20 protein-coding genes are annotated in these 19,657 nt (G+C 71.3%); 7 read left to right on the top strand and 13 right to left on the bottom strand.

Annotated features, from left to right (window positions below; genetic code table 11):
• Nucleotides 1-114 precede the first annotated feature (114 nt).
• The gene (locus RM479_RS00005; RefSeq protein ID WP_311509563.1) at nt 115-882 is read right to left on the bottom strand and encodes a hypothetical protein; all 768 of its coding nucleotides are present in this window, start codon (nt 880-882) and stop codon (nt 115-117) included.
• Between the two features lie 108 nt (nt 883-990).
• On the opposite strand from RM479_RS00005, the gene hisC reads away from it, so the two are divergent.
• Complete coding sequence (gene hisC, locus RM479_RS00010) at nt 991-2,073, top strand: histidinol-phosphate transaminase (protein WP_274811696.1); 1,083 nt, start codon at nt 991-993, stop codon at nt 2,071-2,073.
• 83 nt (nt 2,074-2,156) lie between these two features.
• Here the strand turns inward: hisC and RM479_RS00015 are convergent, their stop codons facing one another.
• From RM479_RS00015 to fbaA, 8 genes are all read right to left on the bottom strand, one after another.
• Nucleotides 2,157-2,639, bottom strand: a complete 483-nt coding sequence (locus tag RM479_RS00015) for a hypothetical protein (protein WP_311509564.1) — start codon at nt 2,637-2,639, stop codon at nt 2,157-2,159.
• A 160-nt stretch (nt 2,640-2,799) separates the two neighbouring features.
• Nucleotides 2,800-4,050, bottom strand: coding sequence for a transcriptional regulator (locus tag RM479_RS00020; RefSeq protein WP_245833275.1), 1,251 nt, complete (start codon nt 4,048-4,050; stop codon nt 2,800-2,802).
• Between the two features lie 266 nt (nt 4,051-4,316).
• On the bottom strand, nt 4,317-5,612 hold the full coding sequence (gene murA, locus RM479_RS00025; RefSeq protein ID WP_274811694.1) for a UDP-N-acetylglucosamine 1-carboxyvinyltransferase: 1,296 nt from the start codon (nt 5,610-5,612) through the stop codon (nt 4,317-4,319).
• 384 nt (nt 5,613-5,996) lie between these two features.
• Entirely contained in the window at nt 5,997-6,902 is a 906-nt protein-coding gene (locus RM479_RS00030; RefSeq protein ID WP_311509566.1) for a phosphoribosylaminoimidazolesuccinocarboxamide synthase, read from the bottom strand.
• A 42-nt stretch (nt 6,903-6,944) separates the two neighbouring features.
• A complete protein-coding gene (gene purD, locus RM479_RS00035; RefSeq protein ID WP_311509567.1) occupies nt 6,945-8,195 on the bottom strand; it encodes a phosphoribosylamine--glycine ligase in 1,251 nt (416 codons plus the stop codon).
• A 51-nt stretch (nt 8,196-8,246) separates the two neighbouring features.
• Nucleotides 8,247-9,530 (bottom strand): adenylosuccinate synthase, encoded by a 1,284-nt coding sequence (locus RM479_RS00040; RefSeq protein WP_311509568.1) that lies wholly within the window; start codon nt 9,528-9,530, stop codon nt 8,247-8,249.
• A gap of 200 nt (nt 9,531-9,730) precedes the next feature.
• On the bottom strand, nt 9,731-10,147 hold the full coding sequence (locus RM479_RS00045) for a DUF3151 domain-containing protein (protein ID WP_274811690.1): 417 nt from the start codon (nt 10,145-10,147) through the stop codon (nt 9,731-9,733).
• Between the two features lie 226 nt (nt 10,148-10,373).
• Nucleotides 10,374-11,396 carry a class II fructose-bisphosphate aldolase gene (gene fbaA / locus RM479_RS00050; protein ID WP_311509569.1) on the bottom strand — a complete coding sequence of 341 codons (1,023 nt, stop codon included), beginning with the start codon at nt 11,394-11,396 and terminating at the stop codon, nt 10,374-10,376.
• Between the two features lie 447 nt (nt 11,397-11,843).
• Here fbaA and RM479_RS00055 point away from each other — a divergent pair, with 447 nt between their 5' ends.
• Nucleotides 11,844-12,191 (top strand): RodZ domain-containing protein, encoded by a 348-nt coding sequence (locus tag RM479_RS00055; RefSeq protein ID WP_274811778.1) that lies wholly within the window; start codon nt 11,844-11,846, stop codon nt 12,189-12,191.
• Between the two features lie 114 nt (nt 12,192-12,305).
• On the opposite strand, the gene pyrE is transcribed toward RM479_RS00055, so the two are convergent.
• Nucleotides 12,306-12,839, bottom strand: coding sequence for an orotate phosphoribosyltransferase (gene pyrE, locus RM479_RS00060; protein WP_311509570.1), 534 nt, complete (start codon nt 12,837-12,839; stop codon nt 12,306-12,308).
• Between the two features lie 67 nt (nt 12,840-12,906).
• Here pyrE and cutA point away from each other — a divergent pair, with 67 nt between their 5' ends.
• The 3 genes from cutA to RM479_RS00075 all read left to right on the top strand — a co-directional run bounded on the left by cutA (nt 12,907) and on the right by RM479_RS00075 (nt 14,639).
• Nucleotides 12,907-13,287, top strand: a complete 381-nt coding sequence (gene cutA / locus RM479_RS00065; RefSeq protein WP_311509571.1) for a divalent-cation tolerance protein CutA — start codon at nt 12,907-12,909, stop codon at nt 13,285-13,287.
• The gene (locus tag RM479_RS00070; RefSeq protein ID WP_311509573.1) at nt 13,284-13,871 is read left to right on the top strand and encodes a hypothetical protein; all 588 of its coding nucleotides are present in this window, start codon (nt 13,284-13,286) and stop codon (nt 13,869-13,871) included. The genes cutA and RM479_RS00070 overlap by 4 nt, the downstream gene beginning before the upstream one ends.
• Nucleotides 13,872-13,979: 108 nt before the next feature.
• A complete protein-coding gene (locus tag RM479_RS00075) occupies nt 13,980-14,639 on the top strand; it encodes a GNAT family N-acetyltransferase (protein WP_311509574.1) in 660 nt (219 codons plus the stop codon).
• A gap of 146 nt (nt 14,640-14,785) precedes the next feature.
• On the opposite strand, the gene RM479_RS00080 is transcribed toward RM479_RS00075, so the two are convergent.
• Nucleotides 14,786-15,814 (bottom strand): RNA polymerase subunit sigma-70, encoded by a 1,029-nt coding sequence (locus tag RM479_RS00080; protein ID WP_311509575.1) that lies wholly within the window; start codon nt 15,812-15,814, stop codon nt 14,786-14,788.
• Between the two features lie 134 nt (nt 15,815-15,948).
• Between RM479_RS00080 and RM479_RS00085 the strand changes: the two genes are divergently transcribed.
• The gene (locus tag RM479_RS00085) at nt 15,949-16,329 is read left to right on the top strand and encodes a nuclear transport factor 2 family protein (RefSeq protein WP_311509576.1); all 381 of its coding nucleotides are present in this window, start codon (nt 15,949-15,951) and stop codon (nt 16,327-16,329) included.
• A 194-nt stretch (nt 16,330-16,523) separates the two neighbouring features.
• Entirely contained in the window at nt 16,524-16,805 is a 282-nt protein-coding gene (locus tag RM479_RS00090; protein WP_311509577.1) for a hypothetical protein, read from the top strand.
• 569 nt (nt 16,806-17,374) lie between these two features.
• On the opposite strand, the gene RM479_RS00095 is transcribed toward RM479_RS00090, so the two are convergent.
• Nucleotides 17,375-17,977, bottom strand: coding sequence for a hypothetical protein (locus tag RM479_RS00095; RefSeq protein WP_311509578.1), 603 nt, complete (start codon nt 17,975-17,977; stop codon nt 17,375-17,377).
• A 76-nt stretch (nt 17,978-18,053) separates the two neighbouring features.
• Entirely contained in the window at nt 18,054-19,586 is a 1,533-nt protein-coding gene (locus tag RM479_RS00100) for an RDD family protein (RefSeq protein ID WP_311509580.1), read from the bottom strand.
• Between the last annotated feature and the right edge of the window lie 71 nt (nt 19,587-19,657).

A 19,657-nucleotide genomic window follows, 5' to 3' on the forward strand; every position in this document is an offset into this window, starting at 1 on the left:
GGGCCGCCGCGAGCCTCGACGAGGCGAGGGAACATCCCCTGGGGCGTTCCGGCACCTGGCCCAGCGAGGACCTGGAGGCGGAGGTCACCGGGTGACCGCTCGTGGGACCCGGTCTCAGCCGAGTTTCTCGTTCTGGCGTTCCACGGAGGCACGGGTGAACCCCACCAACATCTCCTCGTAGTCCTCGATGCCGCCGGGGCCCATGATCGACGTGGTGCCGACCAGCCCGCCGTTGCGGTACATGACGCTGTACATGTGGTTGCGATCGTCACCGGTCTCTACGTCCACGGCGAAGGCGCGCGACTCGTCGCCCAGCTCCGGCAGCTCCGTCAGGTCGCGCACCCCGTAAGCGGAGGAGGTGCCGTCCTCGTAGGTGGCGGTGTAGGTGTCGCAATCGGAGGGCGGCCGGGAGGCCAGGGCGGCGGTCGCGCCCTCGTCGTCCAACCGGACCAGGAGGTGGGTCAGGGAACCCTGATCCCACTGGTACGAGGTCAGGGACGCGGGCGCGGCCTTCACGGACTCGGTGTCCGCCCACCGGTTGGCGGCGTCCAGGCAGGCGGGCTTGTCGAGTTCGGTGGAGGCCCGCACCTGCTCGCTGTACCGGACGGTGACCAGTTCGGAGTAGACGCCGGCCTCGCTGCCCTCGGGTATGAGTTCGGCGCCCTCGAACGTGATGAGCTGTGCCTCGTGCAGCAGCGCGACGGCCTCGGCGTCCCCGCCGGTGTCCTCCACGGCCTGGCCGCCGCAGGCGCTCAGCGCGAGGACGAGAGGCAGGCCCAGAGAAAGGGCCCATGATCGGACGGCCTTGCGATCCCCGCCGTCACGGCGGCTCTGACCAGGGACGACCCGGGCTGTCGTGGTGGGTTCCGGACGCGAACGCATGGTGTTGTCTCCTCGTTTGTGCGATATTTCCGCTGGGAGCGGTGACCGACCCGGACGCGCGATCGCTGAGCGTGTCGCGGGGTTAGCACAAAGTATTGAGGAAGGACAATGGTGTCGGAGTCGAAATCGCCATATCTGCGGTCGGTGCTGGAGAGCATCCCCGCCTACAAGCCCGGCAAGAAGGTCATCGGGCCCGACGGGCGATCGATCAAGCTGTCCTCGAACGAGAGCCCTTACGGGCCGCTCCCTTCGGTGCGCGAGGCCATCGCCCGCGCCGCCGCCGAACTCCACCGCTACCCGGACCCCGGGGCCACCGAACTCACCGCGGCCCTCGCCCGCCGGTCGGACGTCCCCGAGGACCACATCGCCCTGGGCGCCGGCTCCGTCGGCCTGCTCCAGCAACTCCTCGAAGCCGTCGGTGAACCCGGCGCCGAGGTCGTCTACGCCTGGCGTTCCTTCGAGGCCTACCCGCTGCTCGCCGAACTCGCCGGGGTCACCTCAGTCCGGGTCCCGCTGCGCGACGAGACCCACGACCTCGACGCCATCCTCGACGCCATCACCGAGAACACCCGCATGGTGCTGGTCTGCAACCCCAACAACCCCACCGGCACCACCGTGCGCGAAGCCGAGCTCACGGCCTTCCTGGACCGGGTCCCCGACCACGTTCTCGTGATCCTCGACGAGGCCTACCGCGAGTACGTCCGCGACCCGCGGGTCCCCGACGGCGTCACCCTGTACCGCGACCGCCCCAACGTCGCCGTGCTGCGCACCTTCTCCAAGGCCTACGGCCTGGCCGCGGTACGCCTGGGCTTCCTCGTCGGTCACCCGCCCGTCGTCGCCGCGGTCCGCAAGACCCTGGTGCCGTTCGCGGTCAACCACCTGGCCCAGGCCGCGGGCATCGCCTCGCTCTCGGCCGAGGACGAACTGCTGGAGCGCGTGGCCGCCACCGTCGCCGAACGCACCCGGGTGCGCGACGCCCTGATCGCCGCAGGGTGGACCGTCCCGCCCACCGAGGCCAACTTCGTGTGGGTGCGCCTGGACGAGGACACCCTCGACTTCGCCGCCGAGTGCGCGAAGGTCGGTGTGTCCGTGCGCCCCTTCGACGGCGAGGGCGCCCGCGTCAGCCTGGGCACCCCCGAGGAGAACGACGTGTTCCTGTCGGTCGCCCTGGAGTACGGCAAACGTCGCTGAGGCCCGCCGGTCCGCGTGGACCGGCGGAGACGGGGGCGCCGTCCGGTCCCGGACGGCGCCCTTCCCGCTCTCGGGAGTGACCTTCAGGGGCGGCGGGCCGTCCGTGCCAGGTCGCGGGCCAGGTGGGACCGGCGCGGTCGCCGGGTGCGCAGCAGTCGACGCAGGTCGGCGCGGATGTCGTGCATCAGTTGCACGTGGAAGTAGTTGACGTGCTCCAGGATCGCGAACAGTCCCAGCGCCACGCCCACCGCCGCCCGGGTCCACTGCTCGCCCTCGACCAGGGCGACCGCCACCAGTGCGCCGGTGAGCGCGAACAGCGCGACGTTGATCCACCGCAGTACCCGGAACACCGCCATGCCCGCGGGCGTGCGCCCGCCCCCGGCGGTCTGCCGGAGCTTGAGCCACCAGTAGGCGGACCCCTCCGCCAGCAGCAGGGCGAACACGCCGAACCCGGCGAGGTTGGCGGGGGAGGCCGGGGCGCCGAGCACCCCGAACAGGGCGAACGCGAACAGGGGGATGTTGACGAGTTCCAGTACGGCCAGGGAGAGCAGTCGTCGGCGGATCATCGCAGGATCCTCCCAGCACGGGGGCGTGCCGCGCTCGGGGGGTGCGGGTCGGGCGCCGTTCGGACGGCGCCCCCATCGTGCCGGGCCTCGGACGCCTTCCCGCCAGGGGAACACGCAAGGGGCGCCTCCCGGGGGGAAGGCGCCCCGTGTGCGAGGGCGGCTACTTGCCGGCGGCGTCCTTGTCGAGCTTCTCAACGATCAGCCGGTACAGCTGGCGGGGGCGCCCCGGCTGGAGCGTGCGGTTGGGGGGCAGGGGCCAGGCCAGGCCCTCCTCCACGAGGGTGCGCAGCAGTCGACGCGCGGTCCGGGAGGTGACGCCGAGCATGCGACCGGCGTTCTCCGCGTCGACGACGAGGGGACCGTCCTCCTCCGCGATCTTCTCCGAAAGCCGGATCAGGGTCTCGCGGCCCTTGGTGCGCAACGGTTCGGAGGACTGCCGTGAGGGCGCGCGCTGGGCGGGGACCAGGGAACGCCCCTCCCGGTCCACCGCGAAGCTCTGACGGGACGCCTGAGCGCGGTTCAGGGCCGCGCGTGCGTGCGCCTCGGCGTCCTGGGTCGTGCGACCCATGCCGATGCCCACTTCGATGGCGATCCCGAGTTCCGCCTTGATGCGTTCCACGAACGGCGGCTGCCGGAACCCCTCGGTCGCCGTCACCAGCGAACCCCGGGTCGCGGTGATCATGAACGAGTGGTCGTCCAGCCGGTGCGCCGTGGCGTTGATCCGGTGCGCCTCCTGGAGCAGCAGCCGGTGCAGTGACAGGCGCAGTTCCTCTCGCCAGTACCGGGGGGTCGACCGTCGAGAGGAGTCGCGCAGCGTCGGCACGTCCACCACGACCACACCCAGCTGCGCCTCCTCCAACCGGTGGTGGGCGCCCAACAGACCGGCGGTCTGCAACGCGCTGCGCACCCCGGCGTTGGTCGGCCGCAACCGGATGACGGGGACACCGATGGCCTCCAGCCGCTCCGCGACGCCGCGCACACACGTGATGGCCATCTTCGTGGCCTTGCGCCGCCACAACCCCTCGTGGAACGAGGTGAGCTGGGCGGTGTTGGTCAACTCCTCGTGGACGTGGATCCCGTCCACGGGCAGGTCCACCTCGGAATAGGCCTCCACGACGTCGGCGCGACTGAGCACGTCCAGACTGGCTCTGGTCGGGTCGTAGCGCTCGTCCAGGGTGGCGCGCAGTAGGGCCTCGTGCAGGCTGGCGCCCCCGAGCGGCACGTAGGTGGCGGGCATCGTCAGCACGCCCGCCTTCCGCGCGAACTCGTAGGGCACCGGGCTGGCGAACAGGTACGCGTCGATCGCCGAACCCAGCCTGACGACCTTGTCCGTCGCCTCTTGCTCATCTCGGTATGCGGCGGCGATGAGTCTGGCGTTGAGGGGTCCTGTGGACCCGGGACCCATGAGCATGACCCGCTCGACCACCTCATGGGGCCCTATGACGCCGATCGTCAAATCGCCAGTACGCTGGGCACTCACCTCGGGTTGCTCCCCGCTACCATTCCACGCTCTTCACTATGTGCGCCCACTGGTTTCCCGACCCGATCTCTGTCACGGCATGATTGCCGAGATCGTACCCATTGTGCGGGGCCAAAGAAGATCGTTTTCCATATCAACGCCGAAAGCCCGGGTGGGAGACGGGCTCCCACCCCGGCTTGAACTGCGCTTTCGACCCGCTACGAGGCGACGACGCGCTCCACGTCGGCGCCCAGCGCGGCGAGCCGTGTCGCGAACTGAGCGTGACCGCGGTCCACCAGATAACCAGGCGCCACGATTGTCTCACCTTCGGCGACCAGTCCTGCGAGGACCAGGGCCGCACCGGTGCGCAGATCGTGTGCGATCACCTCGGTACCGCGCAGGTGGGTGGTGCCGTGCACGATGGCACGGGTGCCCTCGACCTCGATCTTCGCGCCCATCTTGTTCAGCTCGTCGGCCAGCGCGAAACGACCGTCGTAGATCGCCTCGTGGATGTAGCTCTCGCCCTCGGCCAAGGTGGCCAGGGCCATCAGCGGCGACTGGAGGTCGGTGGCGAAGCCCGGGAACGGCGAGGTGACGGCGTTGATCGGACGCAGCGGCACCGCGGGGTCGCGGGTCACGTGCAGGACCGCGCCCTCCTGCGAGAACCCCACGCCCATCTGCTCCAGCTTCCACCGGGCCACGCCCAGGTGGTCCAGGTTGGCGCCGACCAGGCTGACCTCGCCACCGGTGGCCGCGACGGTCATCGCGAACACGCCGGCGTCGATGCGGTCCGACATGATGGTGTGCTCGACGGCGGTGAGCTCCTCGACGCCCTCGACCGTGATGAGGCCGGTGCCGCCACCGCTGATCTTGGCGCCCATGGCGCTCAGGAACGAGATGACGTCCAGGACCTCGGGTTCGAGCGCGGCGTGCTCGATCACCGTGGTGCCGGGGGCCAGGACCGCGGCCATGATGAGGTTCTCGGTGCCGGTGTGGGACGGGGTGTCCAGGTACAGGCGACCACCGCGGAGGTTGGAGGCCTCGACGTTGATGTGGTTGCGCTCCAGGTCCTCGGTGACCTCGGCGCCCAGGCGCGCGAAGCCCCGGTAGTGGAAGTCCAGGTTGCGGCTGCCCAGGTTGCACCCGCCGACGCCCTCGATCCGGGCGCGGCCGGTGCGGTGCATCAGTGCGGGAACGAAGAGCACCGAGCCGCGGAAACGCGCGGCGATGTCGGCGGGGAGGACGGCCCGCTCGGGGTCGTTGAGCCTGGAGGCGTCGATGACGACGGTCCGCTCGGCTTCGTGGAACTCGACCTTGGCACCCACGTGCTCGGCGAGTTCGAGCGATCGGTAGACGTCCTCGATGACGGGGACGTTCCGCAACACCGTGCGTCCCTTGGCCGCGAGGAGAGCGGCCCCGATCATCGGCAGGACGGCGTTCTTCGCGCCTTGGATGAACGCCGTACCGCTGAGGGGGCGTCCGCCGCGGACGCGGTAACGAACCTCCTGGCCCATGCTCATGTGCTCCTTCGTGAGGCAGATGTGAAAAAAGGTCACCCTCGTCGGGTTTCGCCTATGTGCGTTTTAGACGCGGGTTTCCCCTGGAACGTTCGACGATCTTGCGTGTGACCTGCACGGCCAGCGAACCGGGTGTTCGGCACGACTCTATAGCACCCTGTGGTCCGTACCGGTCCAGAACGTGGTATACCCCCGGAACAGGGATGGAGTACCGCCAAACGGCCAAAGAGGCATCCGCTTAACGGAAAGAACCGGGGTGGATGTGGGGACGCCGTGCGCGTGGCCGGACACCTCTGGATGTCCCGCACAACCCCACCACCATACGCGCTCCGGCGAGCGATTCCGAGACCGCGTGCCCGGAATCACTGCGCCGGACGCGCGTCACAGCTTGGGTTCGGCTCCGGTCAACCGCGTGTAGATGTCCACGTAGCGGTTCAGCGTGCGCTCCACCACCGGCTCCGGAAGCTCCGGCGGCGGTGCGTCGGCGGCCCGGTCCCACCCCGACTCCGCCGACGTCAGCCAGCCCCGGACGATCTGCTTGTCGAAGGACGGCTGCGCGCCGCCCGGAGCCCACTCGTCGGCCGGCCAGTACCGGGACGAGTCGGGAGTGAACACCTCGTCGGCCAGGACCAGGGCGCCGTCGGTGTCCCGGCCGAACTCGAACTTGGTGTCCGCCAGCAGGACGCCCCGATCGCGCGCCAGCTCCCGGCCGCGCGTGTACACGCGAAGGGTGAGGTCGCGCAGCGCGCCGGCGAGTTCCCCGCCGTGCCGGTCCGCGACCGTCTCGAACGACACGTTCTCGTCGTGCTCGCCCACCTCGGCCTTGGTGGCCGGTGTGAAGATCGGCTCGGGCAGTTCCGAACCGTCCACCAGGCCCTCCGGCAGCGCCACCCCGCACACGGTGCCGTCCACGCGGTACTCGGCCAGACCGGAACCGGTCAGGTAGCCGCGGGCCACGCACTCCACCGGCACCATGTCCAGCCTGCGGCAGACCAGGGTCCGCCCGGCCCAGTCGGCGGGCGCGCCCGCCGGCGGCACGTCCGAGATCACATGGTTCGGCACCAGGTCGGCGAGCCGGTCGAACCACCACAGGGACAGCTGCGTCAACAGCCTGCCCTTACCGGGGATCTCGGTGGGCAGCACCCAGTCGAACGCCGAGATCCGGTCGCTGGCCACCATCACCAGTTCACCCGAGGCGGTGGCGTACAGATCGCGCACCTTCCCGGTGTGCAGGTGTGTCAGGCCGTCGACGTGGACCGGCTCGGGCCGGACGACGAAACCGCTCATGGTGGATGCGGTCCTTTCCTTGCTACGGTTCGGCGCTCGCCGCTACGACTCGGCGGCGGCGCGCTCGGCGATGTCGGTCCGGTGGAACGACCCGCGCAACTCGATCCGCGACACCGCCGCGTAGGCGCGCTCACGGGCCTGGGCCAGGTCGACACCGGTGCCGACGACGCTGAGCACCCGGCCGCCCGCCGACACCACGTCGCGCGCACCGCTCCAGCCGGTACCGGCGTGCAGCACGTAGGCGCCCTCCAGGGCGTTGGCGGCGTCCAGCCCGCCGATCACATCGCCCTTGACCGGGTCGCCCGGGTAGTTCTCGGCGGCCACCACCACGGTGACCGCGGCGCCCGACTTCCACTGGAGGGAGCCGATCGAGCCGAGCCCGCCGGTGTCGGTGGCCTGGAGGACCGCGCCGATCGGGGTGGCCAGCCGGTCCAGCACCACCTGGGTCTCCGGGTCGCCGAACCGGGCGTTGAACTCGACCACGCGCGGTCCCTCGGAGGTGAGCGCCAGGCCCACGTACAGCAGGCCCTGGTAGCGGGTGCCGCGCCGGTTCATCTCCTGAAGGGTGGGTCGCACGACCGAACCCATGATCTCGTCCACCAGGCCGGCCGGCGCCCACGGCAGCGGCGCGTAGGCGCCCATGCCACCGGTGTTGGGACCCTGGTCTCCGTCGTAGGCGCGCTTGAAGTCCTGGGCGGGCAGCAGCGGCAGCGCGTGCACGCCGTCGCTCAGCACGAACAGGGACACCTCCGGGCCGTCGAGGTACTCCTCGATGACGACCCGGCCGCACTCGCGGGCGTGCTGCTCCGCCAGGGCCCGGTCCTCGGTCACCACGACGCCCTTGCCCGCCGCCAGACCGTCGTTCTTGACGACGTAGGGGGTGCCGAACTCGTCGAGCGCCTCGGAGACCTGGCCCGCGGTGCGGCACACCCTGGCCTTGGCGGTGGGTACGCCCGCCGCCTCCATGACCTCCTTGGCGAACGCCTTGGAGCCCTCCAGGCGCGCGGCCTCCTTGTCGGGGCCGAACACCGGGATGCCCCGCTCGCGCAGGGCGTCGGCGACCCCCGCCACCAGCGGTGCCTCCGGTCCGACCACGACCAGCTCCGCGCGGATGCGCGCGGCCAGCTCGGTCACCGCCAGCCCGTCGGTCACGTTGATCACGTGGTTGTCGGCCAGTTCCGAGATCCCCGGGTTGCCGGGGGCACAGTGGATACCCGTGACACCCGGGTCGAGGGACAAGGCGCGGACGAGGGCGTGCTCGCGGCCTCCGCCGCCGAGGACGAGGGCTTTCACTACTGGGGGCCTCTTCGTGTGGGAGACGGACAGCGGACAGGCGGACGCCGGTCAGACCAGCGAACGCAGTTCGAGGGTCTGGTCGCGACCGGGACCGACACCGATGGCGGAGATCGGGGCTCCGGACATCTCCTCCAGAGTACGCACGTACGCCTGGGCGTTCTTGGGGAGTTCGTCGAATTCCCGTGCTCCGGTGATGTCCTCCGACCAGCCGTCGAGGTACTCGTAGACCGGCGTCGCGTGGTGGAAGTCGGTCTGGGTCATCGGGATCTCGTCGTGGCGGACCCCGTCGACCTCGTAGGCGACGCAGACCGGGATGCGCTCCAGGCCCGTGAGCACGTCGAGCTTGGTCAGGAAGAAGTCGGTGATGCCGTTGACGCGTGTCGCGTACCGGGCGATGGGCGCGTCGAACCAGCCGCAGCGTCGGTCGCGCCCGGTGGTGACGCCGTACTCGTGGCCCTGGGTGCGCAGCCAGACGCCCTGCTCGTCGAGCAGCTCCGTGGGGAAGGGGCCCGAACCGACCCGGGTGGTGTAGGCCTTGAGGATGCCGACGACCTTGGTGATCCGGGTGGGGCCGATGCCCGAACCGGCCGCCGCGCCGCCGGCGGTGGGCGAGGAGGAGGTCACGAACGGGTAGGTGCCGTGGTCGATGTCCAGGAGGGTGCCCTGGGAGCCCTCCAGGTAGACGGTCTTGCCCTCGTCCAGCGCCGTGTTCAGGATGAGCGAGGTGTCGGCGACGTAGGGGCGCAGCCGCTCGGCGTAGCCCAGGTACTCCTCGATGATGGGCTCGGCTTCGAGGGAGCGCCGGTTGTACACCTTGGTGAGGAGCTGGTTCTTGTCGTTGAGGGCCAGCTCGATCTTCTTGCGCAGGATCTTGGGGTCGAACATGTCCTGGACGCGCACGCCCTGACGGGACACCTTGTCGGCGTAGGTGGGGCCGATGCCGCGGCCGGTGGTGCCGATCTTGCCCTTGCCGAGGAAGCGCTCGCTGACCTTGTCGAGGGCCCGGTGGTAGGGCATGATCAGGTGCGCGTTGGCCGAGATGAGCAGGCGTGACGTGTCCACGCCGCGGGCGTTCAGGCCGCTCAGCTCCTCCAGGAGCACGCCCGGGTCGATGACGACGCCGTTGGCGATGACCGGCACCACGTTCGGGGAGAGGATGCCCGAGGGGAGCAGGTGGAGGGCGTATTTCTGGTCGCCGATGACCACCGTGTGCCCGGCGTTGTTGCCGCCCTGGTAACGGACCACGTAGTCCACGCGGTCGCCCACAAGGTCGGTCGCCTTGCCCTTGCCCTCGTCGCCCCACTGGGCACCCACGAGCGTGATCGCCGGCATTGGTCTCTACCTCTTCGCTCGACACCTGACCGGGGTGTTCCCGACCCCGAACATGGAAGAACCCCTGGCGCAAGGCAGCGACAGGGGCCGTTGCGTATTGAGGGTACACGACCCGTCCGTCCCGGTTGAGTGGCGCCCGAGGTGGGGTTTCCTCACGTCGGGGACGGCGGGCGCCCCGGTCCGGGGCGCCCGCGCGGGAGTCAGGAGTTGAGGACCTTGTCGGCCTCGGCGCTGGAGTCGCGCAGGAAGGTGGCGCAGCGCTCGGCCTCGGCGGTCTCGCCGATCTGCTCGGCGGCCTTGCCCAGCGCGTGCAGGGCGCGCAGGAAGCCCTGGTTGGGCTCGTGCTCCCACGGGACGGGCCCGTGCCCCTTCCAGCCCGAACGGCGCAGCTGGTCCAGCCCTCGGTGGTAGCCGGTGCGCGCGTAGGCGTACGCGGTGACCGGCTCGCCCGCCGCCAGGGCGTTCTCGGCCAGGCGCGCCCAGGCCGCCGAATACCCGGGGAACCGGCCGGCGACCGGGGTGGGGTCCTCGGAGGCGGCCAGCGCCTCGCGGGCCTCGGGGTCGTCGATGAGGCGGGTCTCGGGCGGCTCGTTGAGCAGGTTCTGGTGCAGGTTCATGTCCTCCATCCTGCCACCCGGACGGGTCCGGAGATCGGTCGTCCACAGGCCGGATCCCGGCCGGCGGCCGTATCGGGGCCCACCCGCCCGCCGTCGCGCTCCCCGCTCGTCGCTGCGGCGCGACCCCCGGACCTCGCCGGGCGGTTCCCGCCGCGCCCCCGCCCGGACGCACGGCGCCCGGTGACCGGCATCGGCCACCGGGCGCCGCCCGCGTCGAACGCGATCGCTACTTCATCTTGTTGCCGGCGGACTTCAGCTGCTGGGCGGCCTCCACCACGCGGGCGGCCATGCCGGCCTCGGCGGCCTTGCCGTAGGCGCGCGGGTCGTAGATCTTCTTGCTGCCGATCTCTCCGTCGACCTTCAGCACGCCGTCGTAGTTCTTCAGCATGTGGTCCGCGATCGGGCGGGTGAACGCGTACTGCGTGTCGGTGTCGATGTTCATCTTCACCACGCCGTACTCGATGGCCTCGTGGATCTCCTCCAGGGTGGAGCCCGAACCACCGTGGAACACGAAGTCGAACGCCTTGGCCTTGCCGTACTTCTCGGCCACGGCCTCCTGGGCCTTCTTCAGCACCTCGGGACGCAGCTTCACGAAGCCGGGCTTGTAGGAGCCGTGTACGTTGCCGAAGGTCAGGGCGGTCATGTAGTAGCCCTTCTCCCCGAGGCCGAGGACCTCGGCGGTGCGCAGGGCGTCCGCCGGGGTGGTGTAGAGCTTCTCGTTGATCTCGCCGACGATGCCGTCCTCCTCGCCGCCGACGACGCCGACCTCGATCTCCAGGATGGCGTGGGCGGCCTTGGAAGCGGCCAGCAGCTCCTCGGCGATCTGGAGGTTCTCCTCCAGCTCCACGGCCGAACCGTCCCACATGTGCGACTGGAACAGCGGCTCCCCTCCCTGGGCCACGCGCTCCTTGGAGATCTCCAGCAGCGGACGCACGAACCCGTCGAGCTTGTTCTTCGGGCAGTGGTCGGTGTGCAGGGCCACGTTCACCGGGTACTTGGCCGCCACCACACGGGCGTATTCGGCGAAGGCCACCGAGCCGGTGACCATGTCCTTGATCGTGGAGCCGGACAGGAACTCGGCGCCGCCCGTGGAGATCTGGACGATGCCGTCGCTTTCGGCCTCGGCGAAGCCCCGCAGCGCGGCGTGCAGGGTCTGGCTGGAGGTCACGTTGATCGCCGGGTAGGCGAAGCCCTCGGACTTCGCGCGGCTCAGCATCTCGGTGTAGACCTCGGGGCTGGCGATGGGCATGGTTTGACTCTCCCTGGAATCGGACCTGGAGCGATCGGCCGACGGTCGCGCCGACGGCGCCCCACGTGCGTTGCCCGGTGGAACGGGCCGGTCGTCGGGGGCGGCCCACAGGTCGGGCCGTGCGTCCGGACGTGTCCACCAGGTGTCACCCAAGTATCGCGAACCAACAGAGCCGATGGAAAGGTCTAGACCAAATTACCGAGGTTTCCCGGCCGCGGCATCGTCGATTCGCTGGGTGATTCGTGAAGTTCTCTACCTCATCGCGGGAGCTTGTGAAGTTCCGTGCGCGCGTGACCGAATTGTGGGAACCGGGGAGGTTGTATGCGATCACTGTCGCTTTTTGCCGTGATACACGCTACATTCAACGCCGTGGGAAGGCATAGGAATGATCCTCGCGGCGTTGGCCAGGTAGCGGCCATCGTCGGGGCAGTCGTGCTCCTGATCGCGATGCTCGCGCTCGGCGGGTTCTTCTTGTACCAGTCGCTCCCCGGCAACTCCGGCTCCAGTGTGAGTGCCAACGCCTCCGGAGCGGCGGCCGAGGGAGAGACCCCCAAGGGCGCGTTCTACGTTCGCGTCATCGGTGAGTCCAGTCGGGTGTTCGTCCGCGTCCCCGGCGGCGACGTCCTGCACGACCAGGACGTGCGGCAGGGCAGTTCCCTCCGGTACGCCGACATCCCCGAAGGTGGCCTTGAGGTCACCATCGGCGACCCCTCCGCGGTCGAGCTCTACGTCAACGGCAGCGAGCGCGACATCGCCGATCGCGGACCGGACTACAGCTTCACCATCGACGGCTGAGCCGTCCCCCCGCGACATCCCGCCCGCCAGAGGGCGCGCGTCCGTGTCCGCGTCGTCCCGAGCCCGAGCGGCGGGGACGAACGCCCCGCCGCTCCCTCATCTCTCCCGGGCGCCCTAGAGGTCCAGGTCCGACACCTCGTAGACGGCCCGGTACTCCAGACCCTCCTTCTCCACGCGCTCGCGCGCCCCGCGGTCCAGGATCAACGCGACCGCCACGATCTCGGCACCCGCCTCCCGCAGCGCCTCCACCGCGGTCAGCACCGAACCGCCGGTCGTCGAGGTGTCCTCCAGCGCCAGCACCCGGCGCCCGTTCACGTCCGGGCCCTCGATGCGCTTCTGCAACCCGTGCGCCTTGCCGGCCTTGCGCACCACGAAGGCGTCCAGCCTCCGTCCGCGCGCGTGCGCGGCGTGCAGCATCGCGGTCGCGACCGGGTCCGCGCCCAGCGTCAACCCGCCCACCGCGTCGAACTCCAGGTCCGCGACGTTGTCCAGCATGACCGACCCGACCAGCGGCGCGGCCTCCCCGTCCAGTGTCACCCGGCGCAGATCCACGTAGTAGTCGGCCTCCTGGCCGGAGGACAGGATCACCTTCCCCCGCACGACCGCCTTATCGTTGATCTGACGCAGGAGTTCATCACGTTCGCTCATGATCCATGAGCGTAGAACACCGGGCGACACCGCACGTCATCGGCGGCGCCCGGACGGAGGGACCGCCATGCCGCACACGTCGACGCCGGGGATCGTCCGGGTCGAGGTCACCGTCGACACCCGCGACGGCGCCGACCGCCTGGCGGAGTCGGTGGTCGGACACCGGCTCGCCGCCTGCGCCCAGGTGGGCGGCCCCATCACCTCCCACTACCGCTGGGAGGGGGAGGTGCGGCGCGACGAGGAGTGGACCGTGGTGCTCAAGACCGCCGAGGACCGCCTGGACGACCTCACCGCGCGCATCGTCCGCGAACACCCCTACGACGTTCCCGAGGTGGTGGCCGTGCCCGTCGTCGGCGGCAACCCCTCCTACCTGGCCTGGGTCCGCGACGAGACCCGCCCGGCGGAGGCGCCGGGGGCGGTCGGCGAGGGTCGGGGCGCCGCCGAGTGATCGCCGTCCTCCTTCCCCCCACCCTGGGTCGCCCCACCCGCCTGCCCGCCCTCGGGGACGAACTGGCCGGGACCGGCCTCACCCCCGTCCGCGTCACCGTCACCGGCGACGAACGGCCGCCGCACGCCGCCCGGTACGTGGCCGGCGCCAGCCTGGAGATCAACCGTCTGGTCGCTCCGGGCGCTCCCACGGCCCTGGTCGTCGAGGGGGACGCCGGGCCGCTGACGGCGGCCCTCGGCGCGGCACAGCGCGCCGCGCACCGACCCGTGTTCGGGTACGTGCTCGTCGACGCCCTCCTGCCGCAGCCGGGCCTCGCCACCCGCGCCGACCTGGACCGGGCCCAGAACCCGGAGGGTGCGCCGCCTCCGCCCACCGTCGGGGAGCCGGACGGTTACCGCGCGGAGACCCTGCCGCCCTCCGCCGACTGGCCGGACGCACCGTGCGGGTACCTGCTCACCGACCCCTCCCGCGCGCACACCGCCCGACTGGCGGGGATGCGCGGCTGGACGGTGCGCGAGTGCGCACCGCAGGACGCCTCCAGCGTCCTGGCCGCGCTGCTGATCGACCTGCGCGGCATGGGCTGAGCCGTCGACCGGCCCGCGCCGCGTGCCGGGACCCCTTCCCGCCCCTCCTCGTCGCCCAGTCGGCGAAAACGGGCTGCGGATCCCCTCCGGCCACGGCAACATCGCCCCATGATCACCGACCACTTCCCGATCCTGGGCCTGCGGGTCCGCACCCCCCGTCTGGAACTGCGACCGCCCTCGCTCGACGACCTCTCCGCGCTGGCCGACCTCGCCGCCGACGGGGTCCACGACCCCGCCGTGATGCCGTTCCTCGTCCCGTGGACCGATCAGCCCCCGGCCGGGCGGGCCCTGTCGGTGATCCAGTACAACCTCGGCGTCTACTCCCGGTGGACACCGGAGGAGTGGCACCTCCCGCTCGCGGTCCTGCGCGAGGGCCGGGTCGTGGGCGTCCAGGACATGACGGCCCGGGACTTCGCCGTCACCCGCCAGGTCTCCACCGGCTCGTGGCTGGGCCTCGAACACCAGGGCAAGGGCATCGGCACCGAGATGCGCGCGGCCGTCCTGCACCTGGCCTTCGCCGAACTCGGCGCACGGGAGGCCGCCTCGGGGGCCATGGAGGGCAACACGCCCTCCGAGCGGGTCTCCCGTCGGCTCGGCTATCGCGATGACGGAACCGCCCTCTTCGCGATCCGGGGTGCTCCGCTGCGCGAGCGACGGTTCCGCCTCACCCGGGAGGAGTGGGCGTCGCACCGCCTCGACCTGTCGATCACCGTCACCGGGTTGGAGCCCTGCCTGCCGTTCTTCGGTGCGGAGGACCGTTCGGAGTGACGCGGTCGGACGGCGTCGTCACGCGTCCGGTACCGTTCTGCACCGACAGAGCCGGCCGCCGGAGTCCTCGCCTGTGGGTGCGCCCGGCGGTCCACCGTCCCGGTCGTACGCCTCGGGCCACCTGCGCCCGCACCCGCCGTCCCCGTCTACCGCGTCCGGTCGGGAAGGGGGATCCTCTCCGGAAGCCCGAACCGGACCGGCAGGCCGTCGTCGAGGAACCGGGTGACCGCCTGGATCCGGTCCTGCCCCAGGGTGAGCACGATCAGCCCGACGGGGTGCGCGACGAGCCCGGAGTCGTCGGGGAGGTAGCAACCGAAGGCGGGCTGGGTGTTGGCCCGCACCGGGACCAGGTGGAACCTGCGTCCCGCCCGCCAGGCCGCGCCGGCCTCCAGGAACGAGGTGATCGCCGCCGCCCCGTGGTACTCGTGCGCGGCCGGTGGCATGGCGAGCCACGCGTCGTCGGTCAGCAGGGCGACCACCGCGTCGACGTCGTCGGCCGCGAACGCTTCGGCAAAGCGACGGGTGAGGTCGCTTTCCCGCACGGATCCGGGTCGTTCGCGGGGCGGTGCCGGACTCGGGGAGCCACCGCGCTCGGCGCACGCGGCGCGCGCACGCTGTAGGGCGCCCTTCACCGCCGTCCCGGTCGTGCCCAGCATCTCGGCGACCTCGACCGTGGAGTAGCCGAGCACGTCGCGCAACACCAGGACCGCCGTCTGGCGCGGCGGCAGCCGCTGTAGTGCGGCGATGAACGCCAGCTCCACGGCCTCTCGGCTCCGGTAGCGGGCCTCCGGCCCCGGGACGGTGTCGGCCACCTGGTCGAGCAGTGTGTCCGGGTAGGGCTGGAGCCAGGTCACGTGCCCGCGGCGCGAGGGTTCGGGCGGCTCGAACGGCGGCACCGGAGCGCGCGGGACACGCCGCCCCGCGCCTCGCAGGGCGTTGAGGCAGCGGCGGGTGGCGATGCTGTATAACCAGGCCCGCAGCGACGACCGCCCCTCGAATCCCGCCAGCCCCCGCCAGGCCGCCAGCAGCGTCTCCTGCAGCATGTCCTCGGCGTCGGCCAGCGAACCCAGCATCCGATAGCAGTGCAGGTGCAGCTCACGGCTGTAGGGGGCGGTGAGCGCACCGAACGCCTCCGGGTCACCGGCGCGGGCGAGGTCAAGTGTGTCCTGGCTCACAATTGCGCCCTCCACCGTTCCGTCCGGGTCGACCCTGGTGTCCCAACACACAGGAGTACCGCTTTGAGGCGGATGCGCACAAGGAGCGTGCAGCCGCCGAGGGGCGACGCCGCGACCATCGAAGGGACACCACCATGACCGACCGCACCGGCCCGGCCCTGGCGACCGCACTGGCCTACCACGAGGCGTGGACCGGAGGGGACCTCGACCGTGCCATGACCTACATCGCCGACGACATCGTGTGCGACGCACCGGCAGGGCGTATCGAGGGAGCCGCGGCCTACCGCGACTTCATCGGCCCGTTCACCGGAATCCTCGTCCGCGCGGAGATGATCGCGGCCTTCGGCGACGAGGAGACCGCACTGGTCATGTACGACACCGAGACGATCCCGGTTCGGAACGCGCCGGGCGCCGAATGCGTCACCGTCAAGGACGGCAGGATCATCCGCAGCCGGTTCCTCTTCGACCGGGCACCGTTCCAGACCGCTGCCGAGGCCGCCGCCGAGATCTCCTAGCACTGCGTGGTCGGAGCGCTTGTCGCGATCTCCTGGCCCTTGCGCGCGGGCCGGGGCGTGTGACGGTGTGCGCACGCCTCGGTGGCCGTCAGGTACGCGTTGAGTCGCACAAGGTGATGACCGCTCCCGCCGGTGAGAAAGCAGAACATCCCCGCCGGAATCACGCCGTGTGCGCGACTGCGATCCTGGCGGGGATGTCCGCCCATGCCGCCCCTCCGGCCTCTCCGGCCTCTCCGCGTCGGTCGACCTCGCCGCCGACGGGGTCCACGTCCCGGCTGTGCGGCCGTTCCTCCCGTCGGCTCGGCTATCGCGATGACGGAACCGCCCTCTTCGCGATCCGGGGTGCTCCGCTGCGCGAGCGACGGTTCCGCCTCACCCGGGAGGAGTGGGCGTCGCACCGCCTCGACCTGTCGATCACCGTCACCGGGTTGGAGCCCTGCCTGCCGTTCTTCGGTGCGGAGGACCGTTCGGAGTGACGCGGTCGGACGGCGTCGTCACGCGTCCGGTACCGTTCTGCACCGACAGAGCCATCGGAACCGCCTCAGGGCGGGCATCGGTGACGAGTCGGAAGGAACGTCTCCGTTGTACGAGAACCGACCCCCCGCCGATCGGGCGGTGACGGCTTCGCTCCCCCCGGGACTCCAGTTCCCGTACGCGATCCGCAGACCCGACCCGTACGAGTCCACCGGCCCCCGCCCCCGCCCGATCCGGGGCGGGTCCGGCGTCCCCGGTCCCCTCCCTCGGGCGATGACGCCCCCACGGGGTGCGCCGAGGGCTCTGCCGCACGACCAGGGCCCGCCTCCGAACCGACCGCGCCCTCCCCGCACCCGGGTGGTCGACGCGACCGCCGCCGCCTTCCTCGCGGGGGAGCCCCGTCCGATGACCGGTCCCCGGCGGGGGACTCCGCGCTCCTGGTTCGACGTTCCGGGTCAGGGGCCGTCCCGCCCCTGAGCGTGAGTCGCGCGTACGCGTCACCGGGCGTGCGGGCCGGGGACGTCCTCCACCCGCCGACGCCGCCTCTTCCGGCCCTCGCGCCACCGCTCCCTCAGGAGTGGGCGGTGCCGCCGACCGGCTCCCCGTCCGCCGCGCCGTCCCCCTTACCCCGGGAGGCGCGCAGCATCCCCACCATGCCCACGAGAATGCCCGCCAACATGCCCACGCCGCTGAGGACGCCGCTGACGAACGGCACCCACTCCGCGAAGCCGGCCGCCGCCATCACCAGCCCGGCGGCACCCAGTGTGGAGAGGTAGACCGCGACGCCCAGGATCTGCCCCATGCGCCAGTACCAGGCCAACGGCAGGAAGTGCAGCCCCACGACCAGGGCGATCCAGGCGACGTTCGCCTCCATGGGGGCTCCCAGCGCCCGGAGGACCTGGATGCCGCCGAGGAGGAGGACGACCTCCAGCAGCACGACGATCCCGTAGAAGGGACCGAACCGGAATCGGGGGGCGGCCTCCGTGCCCGGAACGGGGTCGTCCCCTCCCCGGCGCGACAGGATCACCGCCGACGCGATGACGGCCACCAGCGCGCCGACCGCGAGGAGGCGCAGGATCAGACCCGCGGCCGACGGCAGGGGCGGTCCGGCGTTGGCCAGCACGAAGGCCGTTCCGAAGCCGCCGCCGATGAAGAAGCCAGTGAATTGACGCATGATGCGAACCTAGCGGTCGAATGTCCGATCACGGGGTGATCGGGCCGTATGCGGTCAACCCGAGACCGCGGACCGTTCAGCGCGAGGTCTGGACGACCACCGAGCGGGAGAAGCGGTCGTGCAGGCACTGCCTGCGCTGCTTGTCGCGCAGGTGCCAGAGCACGTTGGTGAGCGACCACGGCAACAGCAGGTTGACGAGGTTGAAGACCCCGGGGGCGAAGCACAGCGCGCGCAGCAGGGCCCGGCCCGCGGGCAGCCTCCGCTTGCCGCCCTCAGTGGGGACGACCCACAGGCCGAGGGCGATCTTGCCCAGGGACCGGCCCCACACGGAGACCTGGAACCACTCCCACAGGATCGGCAGCAGGAAGAACGAGAAGACGTACCCGATCGCGAAGCCCGTCTCCGAGGCCCCGTCCACGATGTCGCCCCCGCCGATGGCCACGGCGGTGAGCGTGGAGGCCATCATCGACAGGAACCACAGCACCCCGACCGCCAAGGTGTCCAGGAACCGGGCGAGGAAGCGCTGCCCGGAGTCGGCCAGCCCCACGGTGGGGTTGTTCGGATCCCATTGGGCGGGGTCGGAGAGCCGGACCACCGGTGTCCCGTACCCGGAGCCCGGGTGACCGACGGGGTAGCCGGGACGTCCACCGGGGTGCACCGGGTACCCGGCCGGAGGAACGGGGTATCCGGCGAACGGCGGGTGGCCGTGGGCGGGCGTACCCGCGGGCGGCATCCCACCGCCGCCGTAGGGGGCGCCGGGAACGGGGTGACCGGCGGGGCCCACCCCCGTCGGGTGGGCGGATGTCGCGTACGCGGGCGGCCCCGGCGGGGCGAACTGCGGGCGGGGCGGCCCGCCGTCGGTCCCCGTGATCGCCGGTGCGGTCGGCGGAGCGTCCCCCGACGGCGGCGGCTCCGACACGGCCGCCTTCGCGGACGGGGCCTCCGGCTGCGGGGCGGTCGGGCCGGTCGGCAGCACCCGCGGCTCGCCTTCGCCGGTCGCGGGGGTCGCGGTGATCGTGTAACCGGCGTAGCGCCGTGCGGGCGCGGCCTCCTCGGCACCGCCACCGTTCGGAGCGGTCTCGGGGACCTCCCGACCGATGTCGTCGAGGGCGTTGAGTTCGGTGTCGGTCTCGGGGGCCTTGGGGGTGTCTCCGAGGTGGTGGAGCAGGGTGCCGCGGTGGATGCCGGCTCCGTCGATGTCGATGGTGCCGGTGGTGGAGAGGGAGAAGCCGCCGCCGCGTTCGTACATGCGGATGAGGGGTTCGAAGGGGTCGGGCAGGTCCGGTAGGGACGCTCCGGCGTCGCGGGCGGCGGCCAGGTGCAGTGCCCAGACACAGGTCTTGCCGACGGTGGGGAACTGCCGCACGATGTCGGGGTCGTCCTTGACGCCCTTGAGGACCTCGTCGGTGGCGCGGATCCCGGGTGCGGCGAACTCGGCGAGGTCGTAGAAGGGCCAGCCCCTGGCGTCCAGTGTTCGGGTCCAGAGCGCCATCCGGCGCAGGTACTCGCGCATGAGCAGGACGCGCGACCGGGTGTGATCGAGGTTCCCGTTCCAATCGATCGCGTGGATACGGACGGCCAGGGCGTCGACCTGGGTGGCACCGCTCATCGGGTTCCTCCCATGGTCGGAGCCGAGGGAAGGGCCGCCGCTGTCGGGGTGCTGGGACGGGGGCTGCATGC

The sequence above is a fragment of the Nocardiopsis lambiniae genome (genome assembly GCF_031845465.1).
GTDB classification, from domain to species: domain Bacteria; phylum Actinomycetota; class Actinomycetes; order Streptosporangiales; family Streptosporangiaceae; genus Nocardiopsis; species Nocardiopsis lambiniae.